23 protein-coding genes are annotated in these 22,592 nt (G+C 43.0%); 4 read left to right on the forward strand and 19 right to left on the reverse strand.

Annotated elements, in window-relative coordinates:
* Positions 1–11: 11 nt before the first annotated feature.
* Positions 12–386, reverse strand: a complete 375-nt coding sequence (locus ACR8BL_RS08830; RefSeq protein ID WP_434752265.1) for a winged helix-turn-helix transcriptional regulator — start codon at positions 384–386, stop codon at positions 12–14.
* A gap of 245 nt (positions 387–631) precedes the next feature.
* Here ACR8BL_RS08830 and ACR8BL_RS08835 point away from each other — a divergent pair, with 245 nt between their 5' ends.
* The gene (locus tag ACR8BL_RS08835) at positions 632–1,228 is read left to right on the forward strand and encodes an NAD(P)H oxidoreductase (protein ID WP_434752266.1); all 597 of its coding nucleotides are present in this window, start codon (positions 632–634) and stop codon (positions 1,226–1,228) included.
* A 228-nt stretch (positions 1,229–1,456) separates the two neighbouring features.
* Here ACR8BL_RS08835 and ACR8BL_RS08840 read toward each other — a convergent pair whose 3' ends face one another.
* The 5 genes from ACR8BL_RS08840 to ACR8BL_RS08860 all read right to left on the reverse strand — a co-directional run bounded on the left by ACR8BL_RS08840 (position 1,457) and on the right by ACR8BL_RS08860 (position 6,084).
* Complete coding sequence (locus tag ACR8BL_RS08840) at positions 1,457–2,098, reverse strand: FusB/FusC family EF-G-binding protein (RefSeq protein WP_434752267.1); 642 nt, start codon at positions 2,096–2,098, stop codon at positions 1,457–1,459.
* 251 nt (positions 2,099–2,349) lie between these two features.
* Positions 2,350–2,817 carry a GNAT family N-acetyltransferase gene (locus ACR8BL_RS08845; protein ID WP_434752268.1) on the reverse strand — a complete coding sequence of 156 codons (468 nt, stop codon included), beginning with the start codon at positions 2,815–2,817 and terminating at the stop codon, positions 2,350–2,352.
* A 68-nt stretch (positions 2,818–2,885) separates the two neighbouring features.
* Positions 2,886–3,533 carry a hypothetical protein gene (locus ACR8BL_RS08850; RefSeq protein WP_434752269.1) on the reverse strand — a complete coding sequence of 216 codons (648 nt, stop codon included), beginning with the start codon at positions 3,531–3,533 and terminating at the stop codon, positions 2,886–2,888.
* Positions 3,534–4,334: 801 nt separating this feature from the next.
* Entirely contained in the window at positions 4,335–5,207 is an 873-nt protein-coding gene (locus tag ACR8BL_RS08855) for a carbohydrate ABC transporter permease (protein WP_434752270.1), read from the reverse strand.
* 19 nt (positions 5,208–5,226) lie between these two features.
* Positions 5,227–6,084 carry an ABC transporter permease gene (locus ACR8BL_RS08860; protein WP_434753058.1) on the reverse strand — a complete coding sequence of 286 codons (858 nt, stop codon included), beginning with the start codon at positions 6,082–6,084 and terminating at the stop codon, positions 5,227–5,229.
* A gap of 455 nt (positions 6,085–6,539) precedes the next feature.
* Between ACR8BL_RS08860 and ACR8BL_RS08865 the strand changes: the two genes are divergently transcribed.
* Entirely contained in the window at positions 6,540–8,360 is a 1,821-nt protein-coding gene (locus ACR8BL_RS08865) for a cache domain-containing sensor histidine kinase (protein ID WP_434752271.1), read from the forward strand.
* Between the two features lie 284 nt (positions 8,361–8,644).
* Here ACR8BL_RS08865 and ACR8BL_RS08870 read toward each other — a convergent pair whose 3' ends face one another.
* Both ACR8BL_RS08870 and ACR8BL_RS08875 read right to left on the reverse strand, forming a co-directional pair.
* A complete protein-coding gene (locus tag ACR8BL_RS08870) occupies positions 8,645–9,589 on the reverse strand; it encodes a lysophospholipase (RefSeq protein WP_434752272.1) in 945 nt (314 codons plus the stop codon).
* Positions 9,567–9,737, reverse strand: a complete 171-nt coding sequence (locus ACR8BL_RS08875) for a hypothetical protein (protein WP_434752273.1) — start codon at positions 9,735–9,737, stop codon at positions 9,567–9,569. The genes ACR8BL_RS08870 and ACR8BL_RS08875 overlap by 23 nt, the downstream gene beginning before the upstream one ends.
* A 218-nt stretch (positions 9,738–9,955) precedes the next feature.
* Here ACR8BL_RS08875 and ACR8BL_RS08880 point away from each other — a divergent pair, with 218 nt between their 5' ends.
* Positions 9,956–11,563, forward strand: coding sequence for a response regulator transcription factor (locus tag ACR8BL_RS08880; RefSeq protein ID WP_434752274.1), 1,608 nt, complete (start codon positions 9,956–9,958; stop codon positions 11,561–11,563).
* A gap of 347 nt (positions 11,564–11,910) precedes the next feature.
* A complete protein-coding gene (locus tag ACR8BL_RS08885) occupies positions 11,911–13,590 on the forward strand; it encodes an ABC transporter substrate-binding protein (protein WP_434752275.1) in 1,680 nt (559 codons plus the stop codon).
* A gap of 211 nt (positions 13,591–13,801) precedes the next feature.
* Here ACR8BL_RS08885 and ACR8BL_RS08890 read toward each other — a convergent pair whose 3' ends face one another.
* The 11 genes from ACR8BL_RS08890 to ACR8BL_RS08940 all read right to left on the reverse strand — a co-directional run bounded on the left by ACR8BL_RS08890 (position 13,802) and on the right by ACR8BL_RS08940 (position 22,205).
* Entirely contained in the window at positions 13,802–14,107 is a 306-nt protein-coding gene (locus tag ACR8BL_RS08890; RefSeq protein WP_434752276.1) for a hypothetical protein, read from the reverse strand.
* Between the two features lie 33 nt (positions 14,108–14,140).
* Entirely contained in the window at positions 14,141–14,263 is a 123-nt protein-coding gene (locus tag ACR8BL_RS08895) for a hypothetical protein (protein WP_434752277.1), read from the reverse strand.
* 1,010 nt (positions 14,264–15,273) lie between these two features.
* A complete protein-coding gene (locus ACR8BL_RS08900; protein WP_434752278.1) occupies positions 15,274–16,128 on the reverse strand; it encodes a hypothetical protein in 855 nt (284 codons plus the stop codon).
* 49 nt (positions 16,129–16,177) lie between these two features.
* Positions 16,178–17,134 (reverse strand): IS30 family transposase, encoded by a 957-nt coding sequence (locus ACR8BL_RS08905; protein ID WP_434752279.1) that lies wholly within the window; start codon positions 17,132–17,134, stop codon positions 16,178–16,180.
* Positions 17,135–17,563: 429 nt separating this feature from the next.
* Complete coding sequence (locus ACR8BL_RS08910) at positions 17,564–18,349, reverse strand: abortive infection family protein (protein ID WP_434752280.1); 786 nt, start codon at positions 18,347–18,349, stop codon at positions 17,564–17,566.
* Between the two features lie 188 nt (positions 18,350–18,537).
* Entirely contained in the window at positions 18,538–19,530 is a 993-nt protein-coding gene (locus tag ACR8BL_RS08915; protein WP_434752281.1) for a hypothetical protein, read from the reverse strand.
* Between the two features lie 214 nt (positions 19,531–19,744).
* A complete protein-coding gene (locus ACR8BL_RS08920; RefSeq protein ID WP_434752282.1) occupies positions 19,745–20,092 on the reverse strand; it encodes a hypothetical protein in 348 nt (115 codons plus the stop codon).
* Positions 20,093–20,533: 441 nt separating this feature from the next.
* Positions 20,534–20,842: a hypothetical protein gene (locus ACR8BL_RS08925; protein WP_434752283.1), complete on the reverse strand. Its 309-nt coding sequence runs from the start codon at positions 20,840–20,842 to the stop codon at positions 20,534–20,536.
* Between the two features lie 271 nt (positions 20,843–21,113).
* Positions 21,114–21,527 (reverse strand): hypothetical protein, encoded by a 414-nt coding sequence (locus tag ACR8BL_RS08930; RefSeq protein ID WP_434752284.1) that lies wholly within the window; start codon positions 21,525–21,527, stop codon positions 21,114–21,116.
* Positions 21,528–21,586: 59 nt separating this feature from the next.
* Positions 21,587–21,958 (reverse strand): retroviral-like aspartic protease family protein, encoded by a 372-nt coding sequence (locus ACR8BL_RS08935; protein WP_434752285.1) that lies wholly within the window; start codon positions 21,956–21,958, stop codon positions 21,587–21,589.
* On the reverse strand, positions 21,948–22,205 hold the full coding sequence (locus tag ACR8BL_RS08940) for a hypothetical protein (RefSeq protein WP_434752286.1): 258 nt from the start codon (positions 22,203–22,205) through the stop codon (positions 21,948–21,950). Before ACR8BL_RS08940 ends, ACR8BL_RS08935 begins: the two co-directional genes overlap by 11 nt.
* Positions 22,206–22,592 lie beyond the last annotated feature (387 nt).

The raw sequence follows: 22,592 nt of genomic DNA on the forward strand, positions 1-22,592 counted from the left end.
TTTCCCTGGAATTAAAAATCCTCCAACACCTTCGACTTATCCCCGTAAACCTTATCCAGATGCTCTTCTCCCCAGTAACACAGAAGATCCAGCGCGGGTTTAAGTCCCAATCCATATGCTGTCAGCTCATACTCCACTCGGGGTGGTACCTCAGAGTACACCTTACGCTGCACGATCTCATCCTTTTCCAGTGCTCGGAGCTGTGTTGTCAGCATTTTCTGCGTAATGTCGGGGATTAAGCGTTTCAGCTCCGACGTTCTTTTGCACCCTGTAAACAAATGATAAATAATGAGCGGCTTCCACTTGCCACCCATCACTTCTAGCGCCGCTTCAACGCCAACTCTATATTTCTTGGGAACCTCACTTTTTGTCTGATCTTGTTCCATCTTGGTCTTCCCTCCGTTATTTCTGGCCCTCACATCACGGCCTTTATATCATACGTTCTTGTAACATGACATTTCCATTAAGGTGCATTTAAGTATTACGTTCAAATTTCATGTTCCTAGGGTACTTTCATCTCCCTATAGGACATCAAAGTGCGTACTTCCAGATGTTTTCAACTCTGTTTATAATAGCATCAGCAGAGGAGCTACGGCTACCAAACCAAGCTCCAGAAAGGTTGTGATTGATAATGAACGTATTAGTGGTGGTATCTCATTCGCGCAAAGATTCCCTGACCTTTCAGGTGACCGATCGTTTCGTTCAAGGCCTGACAGAAGCAGGCCATCAAGCCGAAATCGTGGATTTACATGAGATTGGTTTTGATCCGATCCTTCGAGCAGTAGATGAACCAGACTATACACAAGATAATCAGCGCTACTCCCCTCAGATTGAAACGGAGATGAAGCGACTCCAGAAACACGATGCGATTGCTTTTGTCTTCCCTCTATGGTGGTGGCATCTGCCAGCGATGCTGAAAGGATACATTGACCGTGTGATGAACAACAGTTTTGCCTATGGTTCGAATAAGCTGCATCATCAGCAAATTCTATGGATCGCCCTTGCCGGTGTGACGGAAGAACAGGTGAATAAACGAAACTACGGTGAAGCCATCCAAAATCTGCTCAATGTCGGAATTGCCGATTACTGTGGCGTGTCTAATTCAAAGGTTGAATTTTTGTACGAAACAGTGGATGCTGCACCGGAACACTATGAGGAACTGCTGAATCAGGCGTACGAGTTGGGTGTTAACTATGCCAGCAATTCTGCTGACCAACTAACAACATAAACCAGATTACTTGCATACCATTCAAGATAAGAAATAGAATTCTGTAAATGTCGCTCCGCCTCGGAAAAAATAGATCACCCGTTTCCGCTTTTCAAGAGCGGTTTTGGTAAGTAAGAATCCGGCATTATACATCAAAAAGGCCGCTCTACTGAGCGACCTTTCTGTGTTTTGTGTTGCTTTCGATACGACTTGGGTTTTGCTATATTCACTGTACACGACTCTCCAGCTTTATTTAATCGTTGCCAGCAAGAATCTTTCCAGCATGCTAATGTCGGTAATGCTCTCGTTACACGCCTTATCATCCATACACACATACTGACCCATCGACGCAAAGTTGTCCGCAGACTGTGCCTTGGTCTTCACGTTGTAGAATCCGAGCTCCTGATGGCGGTGACAGAACATGCAGTATCCCTTCTTGTTCGTGGCGGCAAGGCGGCCCTCGACCCCGAGGAACTTGCCTTCATGCGGGTACACAATGAACAATCGGCTTGTCGCAATGTCGATCCATCTCAGGTAGGTGGTGTGTGCGTAATCGATGGATTCCAGATCAGGCAGCTTGAGCTTTTTGGCCTTCGGAAACAGCTTCTGAATCTGCTTCGCCGTGACTTGTGGATATGGAATCAGATATGCCTCAAGCTGATTCAAATATTGCTGCACGTCATGTGGCGTATTATACGTGGATAGCTGCTCCAGCAGCTGTTTTTGTTCCAGCGTCAGATGATCGAAGATGCCAACGGCATTCGTACTGACGGTGTATCGGACCGTATCCAATACTTTGGGGTCCACGACCGAGCGCAGCGTTTTTAATAGAAATTCGGCTTGTTTATAAATGGTGTTATATTGATGATTATGAATGAATGGTGTGTGCATGGCCTTCAGCCCCTTATTTATAGTGGTCAAGCAATAAGGTGCAAAGCCTGCGGGTCGAACCATGATATTGATGTTGATTTCAGGGCACACGATCTCATGATGTCGCGCCCTACACAAAGTCCGCCCCTATTCAGGCTTTGCGTAAGGCTTTCTAGCGAACGAGCAATCCGGCATCATCCCTATTGCCACGTCATAACCCCCAATACAGTCGATATACGGGCATTATAGCAGGAATGGAGGGAATGGGGCAATTATAGCGTTAATACGGCCTGCACCTCACCACAAGCCAGTACATCACCAGTAAGTTGAAATCCAAGAGAGTCATAGATTGCCTTAGCAGCCACATTTTCTGGCTTATACGTCAGTTCTACCACTTTGGCTTTCCCACGCGGGGCTGAACGTGAATACGCAATTGCTTTCTCAACCATTTCTCTGCCGTACCCCTGGCCTTGGTACCGATGGTCAATCATCATTTTGAAAATGCCATAGCTGCTGTACTCGAAATTTCCATCACCATCGTCATAATACATCGAAATAAATCCGACCATTCGTTCTTCCTTGTATACTGCAAATGTGATAATGATCTGCCCCTCATCCGAGGCTATGTACGCTTCAGCAAGTGCATGTTGATTCGAAGAGATGAATTGTTGCTGTTCCGGAGCCACCTTGAGTTCAATACATTCAATAAAGTTATCCCAAGTGATTTTTCTGAATTCCATTTCTTTCCCCCCTGCTCGTAGAGTGCATTGTTGATGCTCCATCATCCATGCGCTTATATATGTTCATCTTAGTACTTCTCTCTAAATCGTTCGGCCCACCAGTCCTTCTTCATTAGATATTCCGTTCTGATCGGCATAATTAAGTAGTCATTTGCGACTTCAATCGGCTCATGAGGACCGTTATAGATTAATTCCACATTCATATGAAAGGGGTGAATAGTCCTGCCCGTTTCCATCTCAAACTCCCTAACATACCTTATAACATCCGGTTTACCCTCCCAGTAATGCATCGCAGCTTGTCCGCCTGCGGGCATGTTCCACCACTGGATGAAGCACGGCCATAGTGCGATCAAAGCATCCCTTAATCCCAGTTGTTCGATGGCTTCAAAGAGGGGCGGGCTAAGTACAAAAGGAGATACATAGTTATGGTTAAGGTGTGCAAACTTTTCTTGGGCCTGTGATCGAAAATGGGATACAGCTGTTTGCTGGATCTTTGCTTTTGCTTTTTGTTGAATGCTGCCCTTCCAGAAATCTTGCCATTGTGTCTCAAACTCCAGATGTAGCTCATCTGCTAAAACAACCTGCCTGTCAGGCCATGTACCTTGCTCATGGAAATACGTATTGCAAATGCCATGCGCTCTGGCGACATAAACTAGAAAGTTCAACTCAACATCGCTTGATATACACACAGACCAGGAGTTTGAATCCGCCATCATGTTGAGCTTTTCCTCCTCTCATATTCGTTTTTATTTTTCCTATCGTACCATTTTATTCAAATAAAGGTAACCAGAGAGATTTAGTTCAGCATGTTAGAATCTACTTACATAGAACTGGAAGTACTGGTAAAATAAAAAGCGGGTACAGTGCCATTAGTATCAATTGGGTTTCAATAATTGAAGTACTTATAGCTAGCGCCAAAAAAAGGATGTGATTAATTTGAAAAATAAAAAGATAATCATTAGCATTTTTACATTGTGTATTCTACTGCTATTCGGTTTTATGAGATGGGACCATCTTGAATCTGAATCCAGCGCAGATTTCAAATATAAGTATGATCGCTGGACAGGTCAGAAATGGGTAGAGTTCTATCCGCCACTAGCTTCTTCCAATAGCATGGAGTTCCCACTTATATACATCGATGAAATTCATTCGAACGATATTAGTCACTATTTAGCGAAGCAAGCTCTTTCTGGAGAACTGGTGAACAAGTGGATTGAGCGAACAAAATTTTCCGATGGATATTTAGGTGTATTATTGTTGAACATCATAGTAACCGCGTACAGTTGCTTAAAGATATGGATTAAGAAACGTAATACAAATCAAAGTCTGCAAAGATCATAGCTTAGAATTCACGATGATTACGGCTCCTGCGTGATTACACCAAGCGGCGATGATCTGTTAAAGACTACAAAAAAAGAAGCCACCTCCCTGGCCTTCCCCAGTTTGACAGCTTTCTTTTCACATTTGTATACAGATTGAACTAAAAAGATTTACACCGACACTCCGATGATACGTCCCTATTCCTTCACAGCCCCAACTACAATCCCACTTACAAAGTAACGTTGCAGGAACGGATACACCAACAGGATTGGCAGTGCGCTGATGAAAATTTGCGATGCCCGAATCGTGCGTTGGGATAAGTTCGCAATGGCTTGCGGGTCCATCTTCGTCATATCGCCCTGCACGATGATCGTCTGCATAAACGTCGCCAGTGGCAGTTTTTCTGCATCACGGATGTAGATGATCCCGTCAAAGTACGCATTCCAGTGCCCCACCATCATGAACAGAGACACAGTAGCAATGACTGGCACAGAAACAGGCAGATAGATTTTGATAAATGACTGGAAATGACCTGCGCCATCGATAAATGCGGCCTCTTCCAGATCCTTCGGTACCGTGCGGAAGAAATTCAGCAGCAGAATGATGTTGAATACCGCGACCAGACCCGGCAGAACCAGTGCCCATAGCGTATTCATTAGTCCAAGCTTCAGAATGAGGATATACCCCGGAATGAGACCCCCGCTGAACAACATCGTGATGACAAAATACCACAAGTAGATATTCCGTGCGCGGAACACTCGTGTCTCCTTGGATAGCGCATAGGCCGCAAGTGTATTTACGATGAGCGCAAGCCCGGTGCCCAGCACCGTCCGCTCTACGGACACCCACAAGGAAGAGAGAAAGTTAGCGTTCGCGAATGTCTTGGCGTATGCTTCAAACGTAAAGCCAATCGGCCAGAACGTCACGAGCCCGGCATTCGCAGGTGCGGACGAACTGAGTGATACCATCAGCAAGTGATAGAGCGGCAGCAAGCAGAGCACCGAAAGGATGGTCAGAAACACATTATTGAAGATGCTGAAAATGCGATAAGGTAACGTTTTATGATACATGGCTCGTCATCATCCTTTCTTAGAAAATTCGGTATCCGGCAAAACGGTACGCCAGTCGATAAGAGATCACAATGAGGACCAGACTGATGACCGATTTGAACAGATTGACCGCAGTAGCAAAGCTGAACTGTCCACTCAACAAACCTTCCCGATACACAAATGTATCGATGATATCCGCTTGCTGATAGATTAATGGACTGTACAAGTTGAAGATTTGGTCAAAGTTTGCGTTTAGGACGTTCCCCAGCGCCAATGTGGCAATAACAATTCCGATGGGAATGAGTGCCGGAATGGTGATATACATTGTCTGCTTCCAGCGTCCCGCCCCATCCACTTCAGCCGCTTCGTACAGAGACGGATTAATGCCTGCGAGAGCAGCAAGGAAGATAATTGTATTGAAACCAAACTCTTTCCAGACATCACTGAGAATGACAGTGAACCGGAACCAGTTGCCGTCCCCGAGGAAGAAGATCGGTTTGATGCCAAAGACCGACACCAGAAACTGATTCAATATTCCCGTCTGTGCCAGAATGTCGATCAGAATACCGGACAGCGTCACCCAGGACAAGAAGTGTGGCAGATACACCAACGTCTGAATCGTGCGTTTCAGCGCCATCTTCCGCACCTCATTGAGCAATAGCGCGAAGATAAACGGAATGATCAGGTTCATGATGATCTTCGAGCAGGCAAAGAACAGTGTGTTCCACGTAATTTGCAGGAAATAATCATTTTTCCACATATACTCGAAATGCTTCAGCCCCACCCACTCCGAACCACTGAAGCCCAACGCGGGCTTGTAATCCTGAAAGGCCATTAGAATACCTGACATCGGAATATATGAAAATATAAAGACCATGATGGCCGCTGGCAGCACCATGAAGTGCAATATCCACGGCTGTTTGTAGCGTTTTTTCTTCTTTTTTTCCAGCTTGTTGCCGACATTCGCCTGCGGGAGCCGTTGACCCTCTATTTTAGCCTCCATATGAACCTTCTCCTGTTCCCAAAAAAAGTTTTTGTGTGTCTTGGGCTTCTCTGATATAAATAGTATCAAGCCATTCCGAGGTCTGACTATATAACATTGTTAGGGTGGATAGGGTTTTGTTAGTTTGATCTATATTGGTGAACATCCGTTCCTCACACAAGACACTCCGATGGCAGAATAAACCTCCAATCGCCGTTATCCCCGTATTTCTTTAATCTCCCTTTTTAAGGGAGAAATTCGGTGATAAATGCGAGCACTTCGTTTTTCCGTTTTTTTTCTGCCCTCTCCGTTAACGTGTGAGAAAAAGGGCAATCAATATAGTCAGTATGTGAATATAAGGGAGACTTTTTATGTATACATGGGAGCGCTTTAACGCTTATCAAAAAGGGATTCGATCTCGCTTCAGCCTTTTTGCCAAAATCAATCTGTTAATTGTCATTCTGTTCATCCCGATTCTGATCATGTACACCTATTCGAACAACGTCACCTACGATGTCGTCAGCAAAGAACTGCAAGTGTCCAACACCAAGCAGCTCACGTTCCTGTCCAGTCAGATCGATTCCCGCATCAATCAGATGATGGATTTCAGCCTTATTCTCTCGCGTGATCCAAATGTGCGTGCCTTTAACGGCCTGAACCTGTGGGAGGATAAATATGATCAGATGCAGACGAGGTACATCATTCAGGAGAAAATGACACTCCAGACCGGCGTAACCGATCTCTGGCCTACCCGCTACGCGGTGTATTCCCAGCAGAACAAAGAGGTTATTGCGAACTACACCCGTGATACTGGTTATGATGGGGCGTATTTGAAAAAAAACATGAGTGGACAATGGACCTACGGGGATCATTCCACCGACTCGAAAGACGCCATGCAATCCTTTTACTGGTTCTTTACGGATTCATTAGCACAACCAGGCATGCTTACCGGTAGCAATCTGGTCATTGAAGCCAGCTTCAGCTACGAGAACATTCAGAATATGCTTGACACGTATAAGGAAGGTGGACAGGGTAATCCGTTCTTCTATCATAAAGGCAACGCTCCTATTCTGAATCGCACCGCAGACAAGCAGTTATCTGGCGAACTGATCCATTATCTGGATAATCATTCGCTCGAAAAGACTACGCAGGATGTGGTGGAATTGGATGGCAAGAAATATCTGGTCAGCTCCGTCAAATCCACTTATCTGGACTGGCATCTGGTCGATGTTGTGCCGCTGTATCAGATTTTGCAGCCAATCTCGCTGAGCCAGAATCTGTTTTATGTCTGCATGATTTTGCTGCTCGTTGTGGGCACATCCGCGTCCATCTTGCTCTACCGCAATGTACAGTATCCGATCCAGAAGCTCATCAAAGGTCTGCGCCGCGTGCAACAAGGCGATTATTCCGTGCGTCTGCACAGCAACAACCAGAATGAGTTTTCATTTCTGTTCCACCGCTTTAATGACATGTCCCACCAGATTCAGGATCTGATCGAAAATGTGTTTCAGGAAAAAATAAGGGCTAGAGAAGCCACGCTGAAACAGCTCCAGGCACAGATTAATCCGCATTTTCTGTATAACTGTCTCGGTTATATCATCAACATGGCACAGATGAAGGATGAACAAGCCGTCGTGTCCATGGCGCATAACCTGAGTGCATACTATCGCTACACTACCCGGATGGAACGGGAGACCTCTTCACTGCAGGAAGAGATCAAGCTGCTCATTAACTATCTGGATATTCAGAAGCTGCGCAACGGCCGTATTGAATATCACATCGATATTCCGGAGCACATGCTTGCCCAATCGGTGCCGCGTTTAATGTTACAACCGATGGTTGAGAACTCGGTGATCCATGGGATTGGGAAGTCGTATACATCAGGAGAGATTCGAATTACCGGGGAGAGTGTGAACGGGTTTGGCAAAATCTATATCGATGACGACGGCCCCGGCCTTACGCCGGAGCAATACGAAGCGTTGAACCAGGAAATGCTGGAGCCATTGCAAGATGAAGTCGGTTGCGGTCTCTGGAATACGTACCAGCGTATGATTCACACCTTTGGCAACCATTCCTACCTCTTGTTCGGCCCATCTCCACTCGGCGGCTTCCGCACCGAAATTGTCTGGGAAATCCCGACCGAGGACGCTGACAAGCTGCGTGGGAGAGACTCAACGGATAGATTAAGATAGATTAACCTAGCGTAGGTACTTTAGGAGTGGATAGATGGGTCCCTTAATCACCAGTGACTCAACGTGAATCACCAGCGGCTCATCTACGGCCTCTCCTTTAAGCCTCGCCCAAAGTATCCGTTAGCCTGGATCGCCGTATTGTCGCTCAACGGCCCTGGGTAACGATTGCACGCACTAATGTACGCACTAAAAAACGCCTTCCAACCGCTTATTATGGCGATGGTAAAGGCGTTTTTGCTATCTTCATGTTATCTTTTTTCTATCTTTTTTCTATCTGGCTGCTTTCAACTCCTCTTGATCATCCGCTCATCCAGCCAACTCACAATATCCGCAGTGACCTCGTCCCGGTTGGTTTCATTCAGCATCTCATGCCGTCCACCAGGATACAGCTTGTAGGTTACGTTGTCGATGCCCTGCTGTTTATAAGCATTGTACAGCCGGAGAATGCCTTTGCCAAAGCTGCCTACCGGGTCCTTGTCTCCAGCGAAGATATGAATCGGCAGGTCTTTGCGCACCAGATTCAGATTGTTTTTGATCCCAAGCTTTTTGAGTCCACTGAAAAAGTCTGCGAAAAATCCTGTCGTAAACACCGTGCCACAGAACGGATCACGTATATATTTATCCACCTCTTCCGCATCACGGCTAAGCCAGTCAAACTCGGTGCGGACAGGCTTGAACGCATCGTTATAACTGCCAAAAGACAACTTGTTCATCCGATGGCTCGGTACACGTCTGCCACGGCGCCGAATCTCTTCTTTGGTTAACAGCGAAGCCACATGAAGAATAAAACGCACATGCAGCGTAGAACCCGATAGGATAACGCCGTCCAGCTCTTCGCCATAGAGCATTAGATACCGCTGTGTAACGAAGGAACCCATGCTATGCCCCATCAGAAATAGAGGGAGTTCAGGATACTTCTTCTTAATGATGCCAGTCAGTTTATACAGATCATGCACCATCCACTCGAATCCGTCGCTATCTGCCAAATACCCTACGTTCTCCAGAACCTCTGCCGTCTTGCCATGCCCTCGCTGGTCGTGGATGTACACGATATATCCATTCCGATTCAGTTCCAGCGCAAAACGCTCGTACCGGGCCGCCGTCTCCGCCATGCCGTGGCAGATCTGCACCACTCCCTTGACCTGAATGTCACTCGCAGGCAACCAGTTATAGACATGAATGCGTGTACCTTCGTCCGATTTAAACTTAAAATGATTTGCCGTACTCACAAAATCCCCCCGTAATGATACGTTTTCTCTTCTTTTTCTTTTTCTTTTTCTCTTCTTCTTCTTCGTCGTTGTCATCATCTTTGTCATTATGTATTTCTTGTACTTCCTCATCGGCTTCAAGGTTTCCACATGCTGAGTGACCGTTCATACATATTCATCCTACTTCTCTAAGGAGGAATTTAGCAATTGTAATTTCACCCTATATATCGGATTTATATTCCTAAATATTCAATATTCATTCTTTTTTTCAAGCGCATATGCGCCCGGAACGGTTTCCATAGAGAAGCGGATTGTGGTGTGATATACTGCTTGCAACACATGTCAGCTTAGAAGCGTGTAAACCCTCAAGCAAGGAGACAAAGCAACATGCAAATGATCATCGTAGACGACGAAGCACACTGGGTGGACAACCTGTCCATGACCAAACCCTGGCATACGCTCGGGATCGAACAGGTTCACCGGGCATACTCAGCCCATGAAGCCCTGCAACTCATTGAAACCCATCCTATTGATATCGTAATCTCGGACATTCAGATGCCGGAAATGACAGGCATAGAGCTGATCGAACGCATCCGCATCCGGGATAAAAAAATAAAATGCATCCTCTTATCCGGTTACTCCGAATTCGATTATGCCAAGAAAGCCATCCAGCACGGAGCCGTGGACTACCTGCTCAAACCGCCGACAGATGATGAAATCATCGGTGCGGTGCAGAAAGCCATCGACCAACTGAACAATGAATGGGCGCTTGTCAGCTCCCTATCACGGACGCAGTTTACGTTGCGCGAGAATTTGCCGCATTTGCGTGGACGCCTACTTTTGGAAGCCTTACAGGGACATCGGTTCTCCGCCAGCGAATGGGAGCGTAAGCTCGACAACTATGACCTGCCCTTCCACACTGGGGATGCCGCGCTGATGCTGGTCCGCATGGATAATGAGTTCGGCCACTACGACAGCCATGATCAGACCCTGATCGAATATGCCATCATCAACATGGCGGAGGAGATTATGGGTGAGTTTATGCACGTGTGGGGTGTGAAGGAAGAGCACGGGTATGTCGTGTTTTTGCTGCAATTGAAAGAGGCGAACGGCGATATTGGAAAAGAAACCATTCTGGAGAAGCTCTCCATCCAGCTTCAATCCAAAGTAAAACAGTTTCTGAAAGGTTCCCTCTCCATTGTCATGACCGAGTGGTTCACCTTCCCGGAACAGATCTACGATCGCTTCCGTCAGGCTTCCGCCTATTTCCGCCAGATCGTTGGGGACGAGCGTGAATTCGTCATGCGAGTGACGGATGTCGAAGTACATGCGGCACAAGGCCCGTTAGATGTGCTGTACACACCGCCTACCTTTATTCAGCTGCTGGAAAGCGGCCAATGGGATGCCGCCGAAGACAAAATACGTGCCGTCTGCGCCGAATTGGACGAGAAATGGTCTGAATCCTGGGAACACTGTATGGAGGCTGGTTTTCTCATCACCGCTGCTTTCACGAACCTGGCCCATCGGAACAAGCTCACCCTGACAGGTCTAATGGGCAGCGAGATTGAGCAGCTACAAAGCGGAGAAGTCTTCTCCACCATCGGCAAGCTGCGCAAATGGTCGCTCGGCGTACTCGCCAAACTCAAGGAAGGCACGTCCAACGAGGTCAAAGATACCCGGTCAGAGTACGTGAAGAAGATTCAGGAGTTTACGGATAAAAACCTGCATCTGGATGTCTCTTTACGCGTGCTTGCAGATCATGTGAACCTGCATCCAACGCATCTGTCCAAGATTTATAAGATCGAGACTGGCGAGGGCATTAGTGAATATATCGCCCGCCTGCGTATGGATCGGGCCTGCCACAAGCTGGTCACAACCACCAAGAAAGTATATGAGATCAGTATGGAGATCGGCTATATGGACCCGGCGTATTTTATCAAAGTGTTCAAACGGCAATTTGGCGTGACACCGCAAGAGTATCGTGACCAGCATTAAACCAAAGTTTTTACACTTTCACTAAGAGAGTCCTATCGAAACTAACAAACTCATATAGATGCGCTCCCGCTCTACTTGGTACAGTTACACTTGTAGAGGTTGTTCAAAAAGTCCGCTTTTGATTACGAAGAATGCCTCACGGCATCATCAACATCGAATATGGGATTCAGCCGAAATAAGCAGGAGGCTTACGAAGTATGTTTCTTTTGGAAACATTTTAGTTGCTCACGTAGCTCTATCTACGCTCCGCTACTCCATTTCTAGCTTCATCCCATCTTCTCGGTACTGAAAACCGGCCTTTTTGAACACGCATTTGTAAAGATCATACATCGTAGGGGGATTGAACAATGATCAAATTCAAAACATGGTGGTCCTTGCTCACGGTTATTGCGCTCATCACCATCACCGCATGCGGCAGTGGCGGGTCAACCAGTGAGAAAGGCACGAATGATACACAAGAGGCTGTCGGCTCTGCGGAAGCGGAAGCGGCGTTTGCCAAAGGAAAATACGACCCACCCATCGAATTCAGCTCTGTGCTGATGCCGAAAAAATACGCTCATGGCGATACTAAAGAGAACAACGTACATGACCGTTGGATGCTCGAAACGCTGGGCATGAAGCACAAAGATACGTGGTATCCGGCCACTGACGATCAATACAGACAGAAGCTACAGCTGGCGATTGCGTCCGGCGAGAAGCTGCCTGATTTCGTAACTGTGCCAACGAACGCGGTACTCACCAATCAGCTGATCGATTCCGGTCAATTCATCGCCATTGATGATCTGTTCGAGAAGTACGCGAGCAAAACGCTGAAAGATCACGCAGCAGCACATCCTGAGCTGTGGTACCCGTTCACCAAGGACGGCAAGAAATACAACATGCCGATCATGGAGTACACAGATAACGACGATACCCTGCTCTGGCTCCGCGAAGACTGGATGGAGAAGCTGAACCTGCAAGCTCCAAAAACCATCGCAGACCTTGAGAATATCATGGACAAATTCAAAAACGAGAACCCGGACGGTCTGTCTCCAGACAAAGTATTCCCGCTGGCAATCTCGCTGAAAAACAACACCAACACCTGGATGGGTGGGCTCGACTGGTTGTTCGGTGCATACGGCACAATTGAAGAACAATGGAACAAAGATGCTAATGGCAACCTGGAGTATGGCTCCGTTAACCCAGGTGCGAAGCAAGCCCTTGCCAAGCTGGCTGAATGGATGGACAAAGGATATATCCACGCCGACTCCGCGCTATGGGACGAAGGCAAAACTGCTGAGAGCTGGACTGCTGGCAAAGCCGGCATTCTACCTGGCGCAAACTGGGTACCAGACTGGCCTGCACCTGACCTGCTGAAGAACGTACCGGGCGCGAAATACAAAGCCTACCCTGTTCCAACTGGTCCAGACGGCAAGATCGGTACCAAATGGCAGAACTCTGGCGTCAACGCAAGTATCATGATCAACAAAGATGCGAAGCATCCGGAAGCAATTTTCTTGTACTACAACTACCTGCTGGATAACCTGGCGAACCCGAAAGCGGGCAGCCCGTATGAGTACGGCTTTGCGAAAGGGTACGACTGGGATGTCGTAGACGGTAAACCGACCAGTGACAAGGACAAGATCAAAGACTTCTCCAATGAATTCCCGTTCCTTACCGGCCCGGCGCGTATTCCGGATCTGTACATGAAAACACTCGTGAAGCTCGCGAACGGCGAGAAAGCTGAAACACCGTACGAGAAACAAATCGCCGAATTCCGTAAACCGGAAAACTGGTACGCAGGTAAAGTCGTGATGTCCCAGATCGACATCCGCAAACAAAACTATTTCACAGGCGCAGCCACTCCAACCATGGTATCCAAGTGGAACCTGCTCCGTCAGTCCGAACTCGAAACCTTCAACAAAATCATCTACGGCAAACTGCCCATCGATGCATTCGACCAATTCGTCACCAACTGGAAATCCAACGGCGGCGACCAGATCACCCAAGAGGTGAATGATTGGTTCAAGTCTGTAAGCGGAAAGTAAGAATTTGTTTTTTGGAAAAGTAAAGCATTAAACCCCGAGCCGAAGCGAGTGATTCACGCTTCGGCTCGGGGTTTTAAGTGTAAAGACCGGGGTCGCTCCCCCATGACATATGGGTTCGCGTTAGTGGTTCAAGCCCGGGCATGCTTACCAAGCTAAGCTATGTAAGCATGCATGGGCTTTTCACACTGCTAAGTTCGTAAATCAACTAGCCTTAGTCAGATTCATGCCACTTCTCCACCAACATCGACTGACCTAACAAGGAAGCCGTTAGCTGAATACCATCTCGCAGCCCCTGCATGTATAACCGTTCATTTTCTATGCCTTTGCTAACGATGTAACGATTCTCCCATTCAGCATATTCAGATGTCTGCTCGATATTCTTGCCAGCAAACAAAGCTTCAAACGCTTCGTCGGTTTCCCCACGTACACGACTCAATTCAGGATCATGCTCAATCCGGGCAGTCACCTCATCCAGCCTTGCTTGAATCGCTCGCTGCATCCACGGTGGAAAATTCACAGCTTCTCCTCCCCTACGCATTATGTACTTCGCTCATTGCCGTAAAACTCGGCTATGTCTCGCCTTCGTTTCACTAACTCGTGCCACCAGTTCATCCACCCTCCGGCTCTGTTCCTGAACCGCAGGATTGTCCCACAACGGAATCGCTTGCTTCAAGGATGCTTCACCAAGCTGATTAAGCTTGCGCCGTTCCTTTTCAAAATTGTATAATGAATTTCTTACTTTTTAATGCGAATACAGAATTAAAATAAAATAAGCTGATACACTTTATTCATGATTTAATTTATAATTCTATGTTTTCTTTTAAATTTTACTTAATAGGAGTCAATAATACATATTAAATATCCAAAAACAGTTAAAACAAATCCAATCCAAAAAAACCCAACTTTTTCTATTTAATTCTCTATTAAACCACTCAGATAACTTTTCAGTAAGTTGATTAGTCATAAATTCTTTTTTCGATGGATTGAGCTTTATTCTAAATCTAACCCAAAGTAAGATAATAACAGTTCCTATTAGTTGAAATATTTGTCCAATCACGGTCATATTCAACACTTTCTTTCCCCCATTACTCTAAATAATGTTTAATACACTACATAACTATTAATACACACCTCTTAAATAACCTGAAATAGTAGAAAAAAGACCATCTTTCTGTAAAATCGTTTGTACCACCAAGCGATTTACAATAGAGACGATCTCATAAAAAAATACTATCACGATTACACGAACTCTTTAATATTTACTGACTTCAGAAAGAAGGGCAATGGTTACTGAACGGATCGGATAAGAAAAACATGCTCAAAAGTTTACATTTCTATAAAACACGTTAGCAGATCGAGGTGTTTTTTAACTGAATCAAGCAACATTTGAACATCCCTACCTTATTTGGTACCAACGAGAATGTCGTATATGGTCAGCTATTGCACGTTTTGCTCAAATGATGATTTGATAAGACACAGTCAGCCTCTCCGGGGCATGTCTGTCTTTCATTTGCTCAATTTTCAGGATTCTTTTCTCTTGGACGATTGCCCGCAGAATAGTGCTTAAGCATTTAGAACATCGTTCCATTGGCCAAAGCCTAACAAGTTCCTTTAATTACATAATTCAGTTATTCAACAGGACTAATATTTTATAGTTTCATTAAATAATCTAATGAAACTTGATTAGAACTGACCATGGAATGAAAAATTATTTTCCATATGCTCATTAAATGTAATGTTATCATCTACATAGAGTCTATTGGCAGATACAAAACAAGTGTCGAATTTTAATTTGTCTATATTTCGGATTTTTTTCCATCTATTAATACTTTGATATAGTTGAAATAATACCTTTGATATTTCTTTGGCTTTATTACCTGAAAGCTTATATCCAGTAGCTAGTACATGATCCTCATAAAGACTAAATTTAGATGAATAATAAGTAACTGTTTTATCCGGTTTTATCATCAGCTTAATATCATAGTAAATTTCATCTTCATTTGTAGAACTTGCAAATCCACTCTCTTTAATAGTTATATTTTTTAATTCTACGTATTTAATAAAATCATCCTTTGTAATCCAACTGAAGCACCGTTTTAATTTCATATAATCGTTAATAAATTGCTGAAGTACAGATAGTTCCTGTAAATTAATCCATCTAATATTACTATTAGAATTTAGTACATCATTAATATCTCTACTAAAATCATCAAATATGCTAAAAATAAAATAACCATGATGTATATTTGAAGAGATATTTTTAAAAATATCTTCCTCATTTTTTTTAAGCTCATCGTCTAGATCATATGCATTGATTTTATTTTCAGAACTGAATTCATTGTAAAAATGTGTAGTGAAGAAGGTGAACTTTAAAAAAATATTATTAATATTCTTTTCAATAACTTCATTAACCAATTTAGTAGACTTAAATGAAAGCGCAGATTTATATAAATCATAAAAAACAAACACTAATGGTAAAGATACTAATGAAGATGCTACATTTATTAACAGTCCTCTTAATAAGCTCCCCCCATCCATTGATAAAGCCCAGACAACCCCTACTACGGCAATTAAATAAGACGGATTGTCAAGCCAAGTGCGACAGTTCCTCTGAAAAGGATTCGTGAGCGGTTCTCCAGCTCAGGCATTTACGTGGTCTGTTATTGATCAAGTCCAGAGCGTTTTCTAGAGCCTCATCCGTGATTTGGGCAAAATCGGTCCCTTTGGGAAAAAACTCTCGCAGGAGGCCATTGGCATTTTCATTCGAGCCGCGTTGCCAGGAGGAATAGGGATCTGCAAAATACACCTGCACTCCATGAACGGCTTCCAGGCTGGTGTAACAGGCGAATTCCTTGCCACGGTCCGCGGTAGCGGTTTGAAACGCTCGGGCAGGATACTGCGAAGCCGCTACCCCAAAGGCAATCTCCATGGATAACGCAGTACGATCAAGCATGCGAATCGCTGTGTACAAGCGGGTTTTCCGTTCGATGAACGTCGCTACGCAGCCCTTGCTTTTCCCACGGCCCGAGACGACCGTATCTAGTTCCCAATGACCGAAGGTTTCCCGGTGACGAACCTCTTTCGGGCGCTGAGAGATGGGTTTACCCACAGCAAACTTGCCGCGTGTTTCTGCTGGCTTCTGCCTCTTCCCTTTGTGTCTGAGGACGGCAAGCACGCCTTTCTCCAAGCGGCCTGTATAAAGCCAACGATAGACCGTTTTAAAACATACCATCGCTTGACCTTCCTGACGTAAACGCTCTACGATCTGTTCCGGAGACCAGGTCGCCTGAAGCTTTTCTTCGATGCGACTCGCCAGTTCTGGATTCCACTTCCCTACGGAAACGGAGGCCTTACGACGCTGGACATAGCCCTCTTGAGCGTTCTCCGCGCCGTAGGGGTGTTCTGCTGTATTTCGGCGGAGTTCACGGCCAATGGTGGCATGATGTCTGCCCAGTTCTTGGGCAATTGCTCGGGTACTTTTCCCCTGCTGGTGGAGGATTTCTAGCTTGCTGCGTTCGACTATGCTAAGATGTGTGTAGCTCATGGTGGATTCTCCTTGTGTGAATGGTTGTGTGAGAACTTTCATTCTACACGAATCCGGCCATGGGCCATTTTTTATTTATTTCCAGCAGGTGTCGCACTTCATATTACAATCCGTCATAACAAAAAATAAACTTCACCAAAATCTCTGTAATTACATACTTACTAAAAATCAATAAAATTCTCATAATTTTCTTAAAGTTCTGTTTCATTAGAATACATTTCCCCTTTGAATACTCAAATAAACTTTTTAGATATCTTAAGGTAATTTCAGCTAACGTTCCTGTATTCATGAACCCCAAAGAGGTTGTCTGCTGAAATTCATCCCCGAATTCCATCCGCAGACCAAGGCTCTGAAAGAGCCGTAGTATGAATATTATGTTAGCTGATGTTCGGTAATTCTTTGTTCAGCTTCCAAACGCTCTTCCTCTCCCTATATCTTGGAATCAATATAGTTCAAAATACTTCTAAATAAATTTATAACAAGTTTTGCCTCTTCTTCACCGATTATTTCTTCATTAGGATGTGTATAAGATTTGTTATTTCTTATCTCATTTAAATTCTCAAGCAGCTTACCAATCGCACTAATGATTTGATTGATTGGTAAATGACTTTGTGAATAATCAATAAGTATACTAGGATGTTCCTGTTTCAACTTACTCCAGTAATCTTGTATTCTAGGATTGTTTTCTTTAAGTATCAGTCCTGCATTTTTGCAAGTTTCTTTTAAGTAACCATGTAGAGCAGTATGCGCTCTATCAACAGCGCTCCGACAATTATGTTGAGAAATCAATGTTTGACACTGATCAAGAGTTTCTTGTACGAATTCATAGTTGTAGACGAGATCTTTTGCTTCAAGTAATCCTTGCCCTTTTAATTCAGAAATCCAAGCCAATATGTTATCGTAAATTCGTTTTTTTTGCTCGAGTTCATATTGAGTCAAGAATCCTTCATTGAACCGGTCTTCAAAAAACTCCAAAGTACATTTATCTACTACTCCTTGTAATATCTTCGACTGAATAAACGGTTCTGCTTCGGATAATATTCTTATAAATCTTTGTCTTGTTGTACCTTCGTATTCATTGGGGTCAATGTCTACACCACAATACATAGGATAAAATTGAGCATGAGAAGCATATGTAAAGTTACCAAGGTAACCTCCTTCGCCACCGATGTACCCCAAGACACTATTTACTTCCTTACCACCTAGTCTTTCCATCAGTGATCACTCCAAGTAGATTTTTAATTTGTTTTAGTTTTACCGAATTTCAGCTAACGTTCAGGTATTCACGAACTTCCGCAGGAAGTTGTCAGACAGCGATCACATCCTGAATTTCCTCTGCTGACCAAGGCGAAGCCGCTGCGTGAATATTATGTTAGATGATATATCCGCCTTCATTGAGTTGGCTAAATGTAATTGTAGTACCTGTTTTTTGCTATCTCATGATTTATAAGTTCATCTGAATCATTAATTGGAATACCGTTACTATAAAATTTCTTTTCGAGTGCCGAAATCTTCGTTCCATTAATCTTAGCAATTAGTGCAGGATTTGCTCCATTCTTTACCATTTCATATAAGGCAGAGTCCATAATTACTTCTACTGGATAACTCACTATATGATCCGGAATTTCAAACAAGTTGATAGACTTTAAAAATGTACAAAAAAATTCATTTAGGCTCCCCACTCGAAACTCATCATTATATACAAAATCCAAAATTGATTCATTCTCTTCAAAACTTCTTTGTTTTGTGAATTCAGCAATCTTAATTGAATTCGTAATATCCCTAGTTAGTCCGGATGGAATTCTCACTATTACTTCATTTACTATCATAAATCTAAAATCAGCACTAAAATCCGATTTCTTCAATGCGCAAATTACTGATCTCTTTGTAGGGGCAATTAAAGTCAACTTAATAAACAGTCTGAGTACTAAGAATTTAAAATACTTCTTTTTCTCATTAACTTTAGCAATCTCAGCTAGAGTTATCCTTTCAAAATATCCATCAATTGCTTCTAAAATATCCACCAATTCGGACTCATCCCAATAAGCCCTGTTCTTAGGATTTGTTAAATTATACCGACTTGCTATCTTATCTTTAAAATCTTGGAATGACGCAATATTATTAAAGATATCATCTGCATACTTTCTTCCAACCAAATATTTATAAAATGCTTTAATTGATTCTAAATGACTTTCCATCGTACTAATCGTTTTGATCTTTCCCTGTTGATTATAATGTTCTATACATTTAATAACATCATCTTTAGTAATCGTAATTGGCAAATTCCCTTTACCGATTGATGTAATATAACGAACAAATTTTGTTACGTGGTTTCTGTAAGTCTCATCATTACTTAGATATTCTTCTTTCCAATGTTCAAGTAAATTGCTTTGCACCGTGGTTTACCTTCTTTACTGTAATTTTATATATTTGCGAATATTTCATCTAACGTTCCCGTATTCACGAACCCCAACGGGGTTGTCTGCTGAAATGCCTCTCCGAAGTCCTTCCCGCAGACCAAGGCTCCTAAGGAGCCGCGGCTTGAATATTATGTTAAGCGTTGCTTCTGTCTTCCTGAGTTGACTTCATTGATCCTTTACTTACATAAATCTAATTTTCTTGGTTCTTATTCTTGGTATGCCAATTTAAAATCTCTTTTTGCGTTTTATCAACCTTGCTGTTAAATCGTTCTCTGTACTCTTCTTTAATATCGTTTGGATCATATCCATACCATATCTGACAATTGATCAAAAGATCCCGAATCTCATCCATCGAATCTTGAAAAAGCAATATTAATATTTCCGTAGTTAAACGATCGTGTTCGTCATCAGGAGCACCGCCTTCAACTAGATCTACAGGATCAAATCTGTTAACGATGTCTCTTAGTTCTAAAAATGTCTTTGAATCGTTTGAAATCTTTATTTCACGATTTTCTTTAGCACCGTTTCCGAATTCCACATAATCCCTCCGAGATAAATCGTTGAGTCCACTTTAACGTTTAACAGGCTTAAATCCTGTACAGTGTTGTTTGCTTTGTAGATTACACTTCTTGTTCGAATCCTCTTCGTCGATCTTGGTAATTCCTCGCCTTTGAATCGTTCTTGAATGTGCTCTTCCAGAAGTTGCGCTTAACATCTAATCTATGTACTTCGTAAATACCACACATTATACCTGATATTTGAATTACGTATATGATAACCGAAGCGATGCTTTTTGCGAAGAAAAATTTGGCGAAAAAGGGAGAATATTTGATTAGCATTCCCTCATATCCATGCAATCCAATGGACTTTGAACACGTCGAGTATTTGTTATGTCGAAACAAAAAGGAAGGCCCTTCTTCATGCCATAAGGAGTAGAGGACCTTCCGATACCTTCTTAATTCTTTCCCATGTTGCACTACTAATCAATTGGTTCTGATGAATAATAATATACAATCGAACCAGCAACTACTTCATCTGGCGATACCTCTTTCCCCAAACATATCCCAACATTCTTTTTACCCGCAATCGAATGATTGATCTGAAAAGAAACAACATCGTATACCTGCTCTTCCCCACCCACTGTTTTAATCACGATCTGGTCACCAATCATCTCTTGAATGGTTGAAGGAAGAAGATCGTCCAACTCTTCATTCGCTCCCATCACGATGGTTCCGTATTCAGGTGTATCGAAGACCAAACCTACGCCAAACAGCATTTTTGTTTCCATTTTCTGATCTCCTTATCTCTGATCTATGAATAGCTCGCCTTTGACATCTCGTACTCGAAGATCGGCATTATGCAGTCTAACGATGGCATCTCTCAATAAAGCATAACGTTTAGTAGAATTGAGTTTAGGTGCAAATCTTGCTACTCAAATACTTGCTTGAGCTTCATCAAGAGCATATATCTTTTTCACAACCTCGCGCTTCAGGAAAATCTACTTTCGTTAATTACACTGTCATCGATATATAAAAAACTACAACTCTTTAATCAATTGATCAAAGTTGTAGCTCTTGGTCCTGATACACTTTCCTCGTTATCATGTTTGTATATTTCAATCTCGTGATTTCGATCAGTTCATCTGGCTGCATCATATTCAGGATATGACTATCTCTTATTAGTATTTTTTGATGACCTCTCCCCAGCCCTTTAACGATAATGATATTTGTATCCTTCTTCACATCTACGATTTGTCCAATGGTTACGAATTGCTCTTGGTTCTTGAGATCAAGATAGGTTAGCAGCCCAAGTATACAAAGTATAATAAAACAAGAAATGTATAATCCAGTTGTCCATACAGGGGGATGATTCACGAAGTAGATTTTGACAATTAATTGCACGCCAATGATAAAAATAAATATTATGATAAAGCCAAATTGCTTTTTTAATTTCCCTTCAGCTCTTTCGTTCATAGGCTCTCCCCTTCAAAATCTTTTGAGCATAATCATTCAAGTACTTCTCAATTCAATATTCACTTGTGTAATTTTAATCTCTTCAAATCAATAATAAAATTTTGTTGTTTTAGAATATCCAATCCGAGAAGACCTTTATGATCTTTAGGCAATATACCTACATCGATTTCTATATTCTCAATGTTGTCTGTACCTATTACAATCCTGTCCATTATTTTGGTATAAAACGGAATACTTCCTCCGATGCCGTAAGCTTCGAAAATTGAATCTCCTGTTTCGTAAGTCACGCCGATTTCCTCTAAAATATCAGGACTAATAATCGTATGTGAAGATCCAGTGTCAATAATGACATCATCAATTTTCAATGTTCTTCCCCTAAATGTAACGGTAAGTGACGTTGTAATGAGCTGTCCATCATAGTTAATTTTCATTCGTATTACGTCTCACTCTCATTAATGGATCTTTGCGGAGATGAATCACAAAGTCTGGATTTGAAGTATGATATACAACGTTACCAGGCTCTACACGAAAAAACTCTTTATTCGCATCTTGTTCGGATACGGTACGAATTGGTGCAACTTCATCTACGATTTTTTTGTTATCTTCCTCATGATATTGAATAATGGAAACTAGGACAAATTGGTCAGGGAACAGTTCTCTCACTTCCTGCCATTTCATGTGTTGTACCTCCTAATTTTCTTAATGGATCAACTTTCTATCATTTTAACATATACACCTGACTTCATATATCGTCCTGTATCCTAACATTACATTCGAGATAAAGACGGAGGCGATACACCTTCACTTAATTTAAACACCAAATTCGCTTGGAAGGAGGTCGGACTTTCTTTAAAAACAGCTCATGGTGAAAAGATGATCATTTTCCTTACATGATATGATGTAATTATATTAGGAAATGATTGGATATAAAACGTTTTAAAGTATATCATTTAAAGTAGTATCCGTATGGAAGAATTATTCACTTCTTTTTTTCTTCTCTTCTGATTGTTAGTATTTAAGTGTTTCAAGTAACAGGGGTTACTGATCTATGCATAATCGGAGCAT

Source organism: Paenibacillus amylolyticus, assembly GCF_051136285.1.
Classification (GTDB): Bacteria; Bacillota; Bacilli; order Paenibacillales; family Paenibacillaceae; genus Paenibacillus; species Paenibacillus amylolyticus_F.

Bases quoted from the DNA above. Each gene is read 5' to 3' on its own strand.
- ACR8BL_RS08940 (WP_434752286.1), bottom strand. From the start codon at position 22,205: ATGAAATGGCAGGAAGTGAGAGAACTGTTCCCTGACCAATTTGTCCTA.
- ACR8BL_RS08885 (WP_434752275.1), top strand. From the start codon at position 11,911: ATGATCAAATTCAAAACATGGTGGTCCTTGCTCACGGTTATTGCGCTC.
- ACR8BL_RS08855 (WP_434752270.1), bottom strand. From the start codon at position 5,207: ATGTATCATAAAACGTTACCTTATCGCATTTTCAGCATCTTCAATAAT.
- ACR8BL_RS08840 (WP_434752267.1), bottom strand. From the start codon at position 2,098: ATGCACACACCATTCATTCATAATCATCAATATAACACCATTTATAAA.
- ACR8BL_RS08930 (WP_434752284.1), bottom strand. From the start codon at position 21,527: ATGAACGAAAGAGCTGAAGGGAAATTAAAAAAGCAATTTGGCTTTATC.
- ACR8BL_RS08830 (WP_434752265.1), bottom strand. From the start codon at position 386: ATGGAACAAGATCAGACAAAAAGTGAGGTTCCCAAGAAATATAGAGTT.
- ACR8BL_RS08850 (WP_434752269.1), bottom strand. From the start codon at position 3,533: ATGATGGCGGATTCAAACTCCTGGTCTGTGTGTATATCAAGCGATGTT.
- ACR8BL_RS08925 (WP_434752283.1), bottom strand. From the start codon at position 20,842: ATGGAAACAAAAATGCTGTTTGGCGTAGGTTTGGTCTTCGATACACCT.
- ACR8BL_RS08875 (WP_434752273.1), bottom strand. From the start codon at position 9,737: ATGAACGGTCACTCAGCATGTGGAAACCTTGAAGCCGATGAGGAAGTA.
- ACR8BL_RS08845 (WP_434752268.1), bottom strand. From the start codon at position 2,817: ATGGAATTCAGAAAAATCACTTGGGATAACTTTATTGAATGTATTGAA.
- ACR8BL_RS08905 (WP_434752279.1), bottom strand. From the start codon at position 17,134: ATGAGCTACACACATCTTAGCATAGTCGAACGCAGCAAGCTAGAAATC.
- ACR8BL_RS08910 (WP_434752280.1), bottom strand. From the start codon at position 18,349: ATGGAAAGACTAGGTGGTAAGGAAGTAAATAGTGTCTTGGGGTACATC.
- ACR8BL_RS08900 (WP_434752278.1), bottom strand. From the start codon at position 16,128: ATGGATGGGGGGAGCTTATTAAGAGGACTGTTAATAAATGTAGCATCT.
- ACR8BL_RS08865 (WP_434752271.1), top strand. From the start codon at position 6,540: ATGTATACATGGGAGCGCTTTAACGCTTATCAAAAAGGGATTCGATCT.
- ACR8BL_RS08835 (WP_434752266.1), top strand. From the start codon at position 632: ATGAACGTATTAGTGGTGGTATCTCATTCGCGCAAAGATTCCCTGACC.
- ACR8BL_RS08880 (WP_434752274.1), top strand. From the start codon at position 9,956: ATGCAAATGATCATCGTAGACGACGAAGCACACTGGGTGGACAACCTG.
- ACR8BL_RS08935 (WP_434752285.1), bottom strand. From the start codon at position 21,958: ATGAAAATTAACTATGATGGACAGCTCATTACAACGTCACTTACCGTT.
- ACR8BL_RS08860 (WP_434753058.1), bottom strand. From the start codon at position 6,084: ATGGTGCTGCCAGCGGCCATCATGGTCTTTATATTTTCATATATTCCG.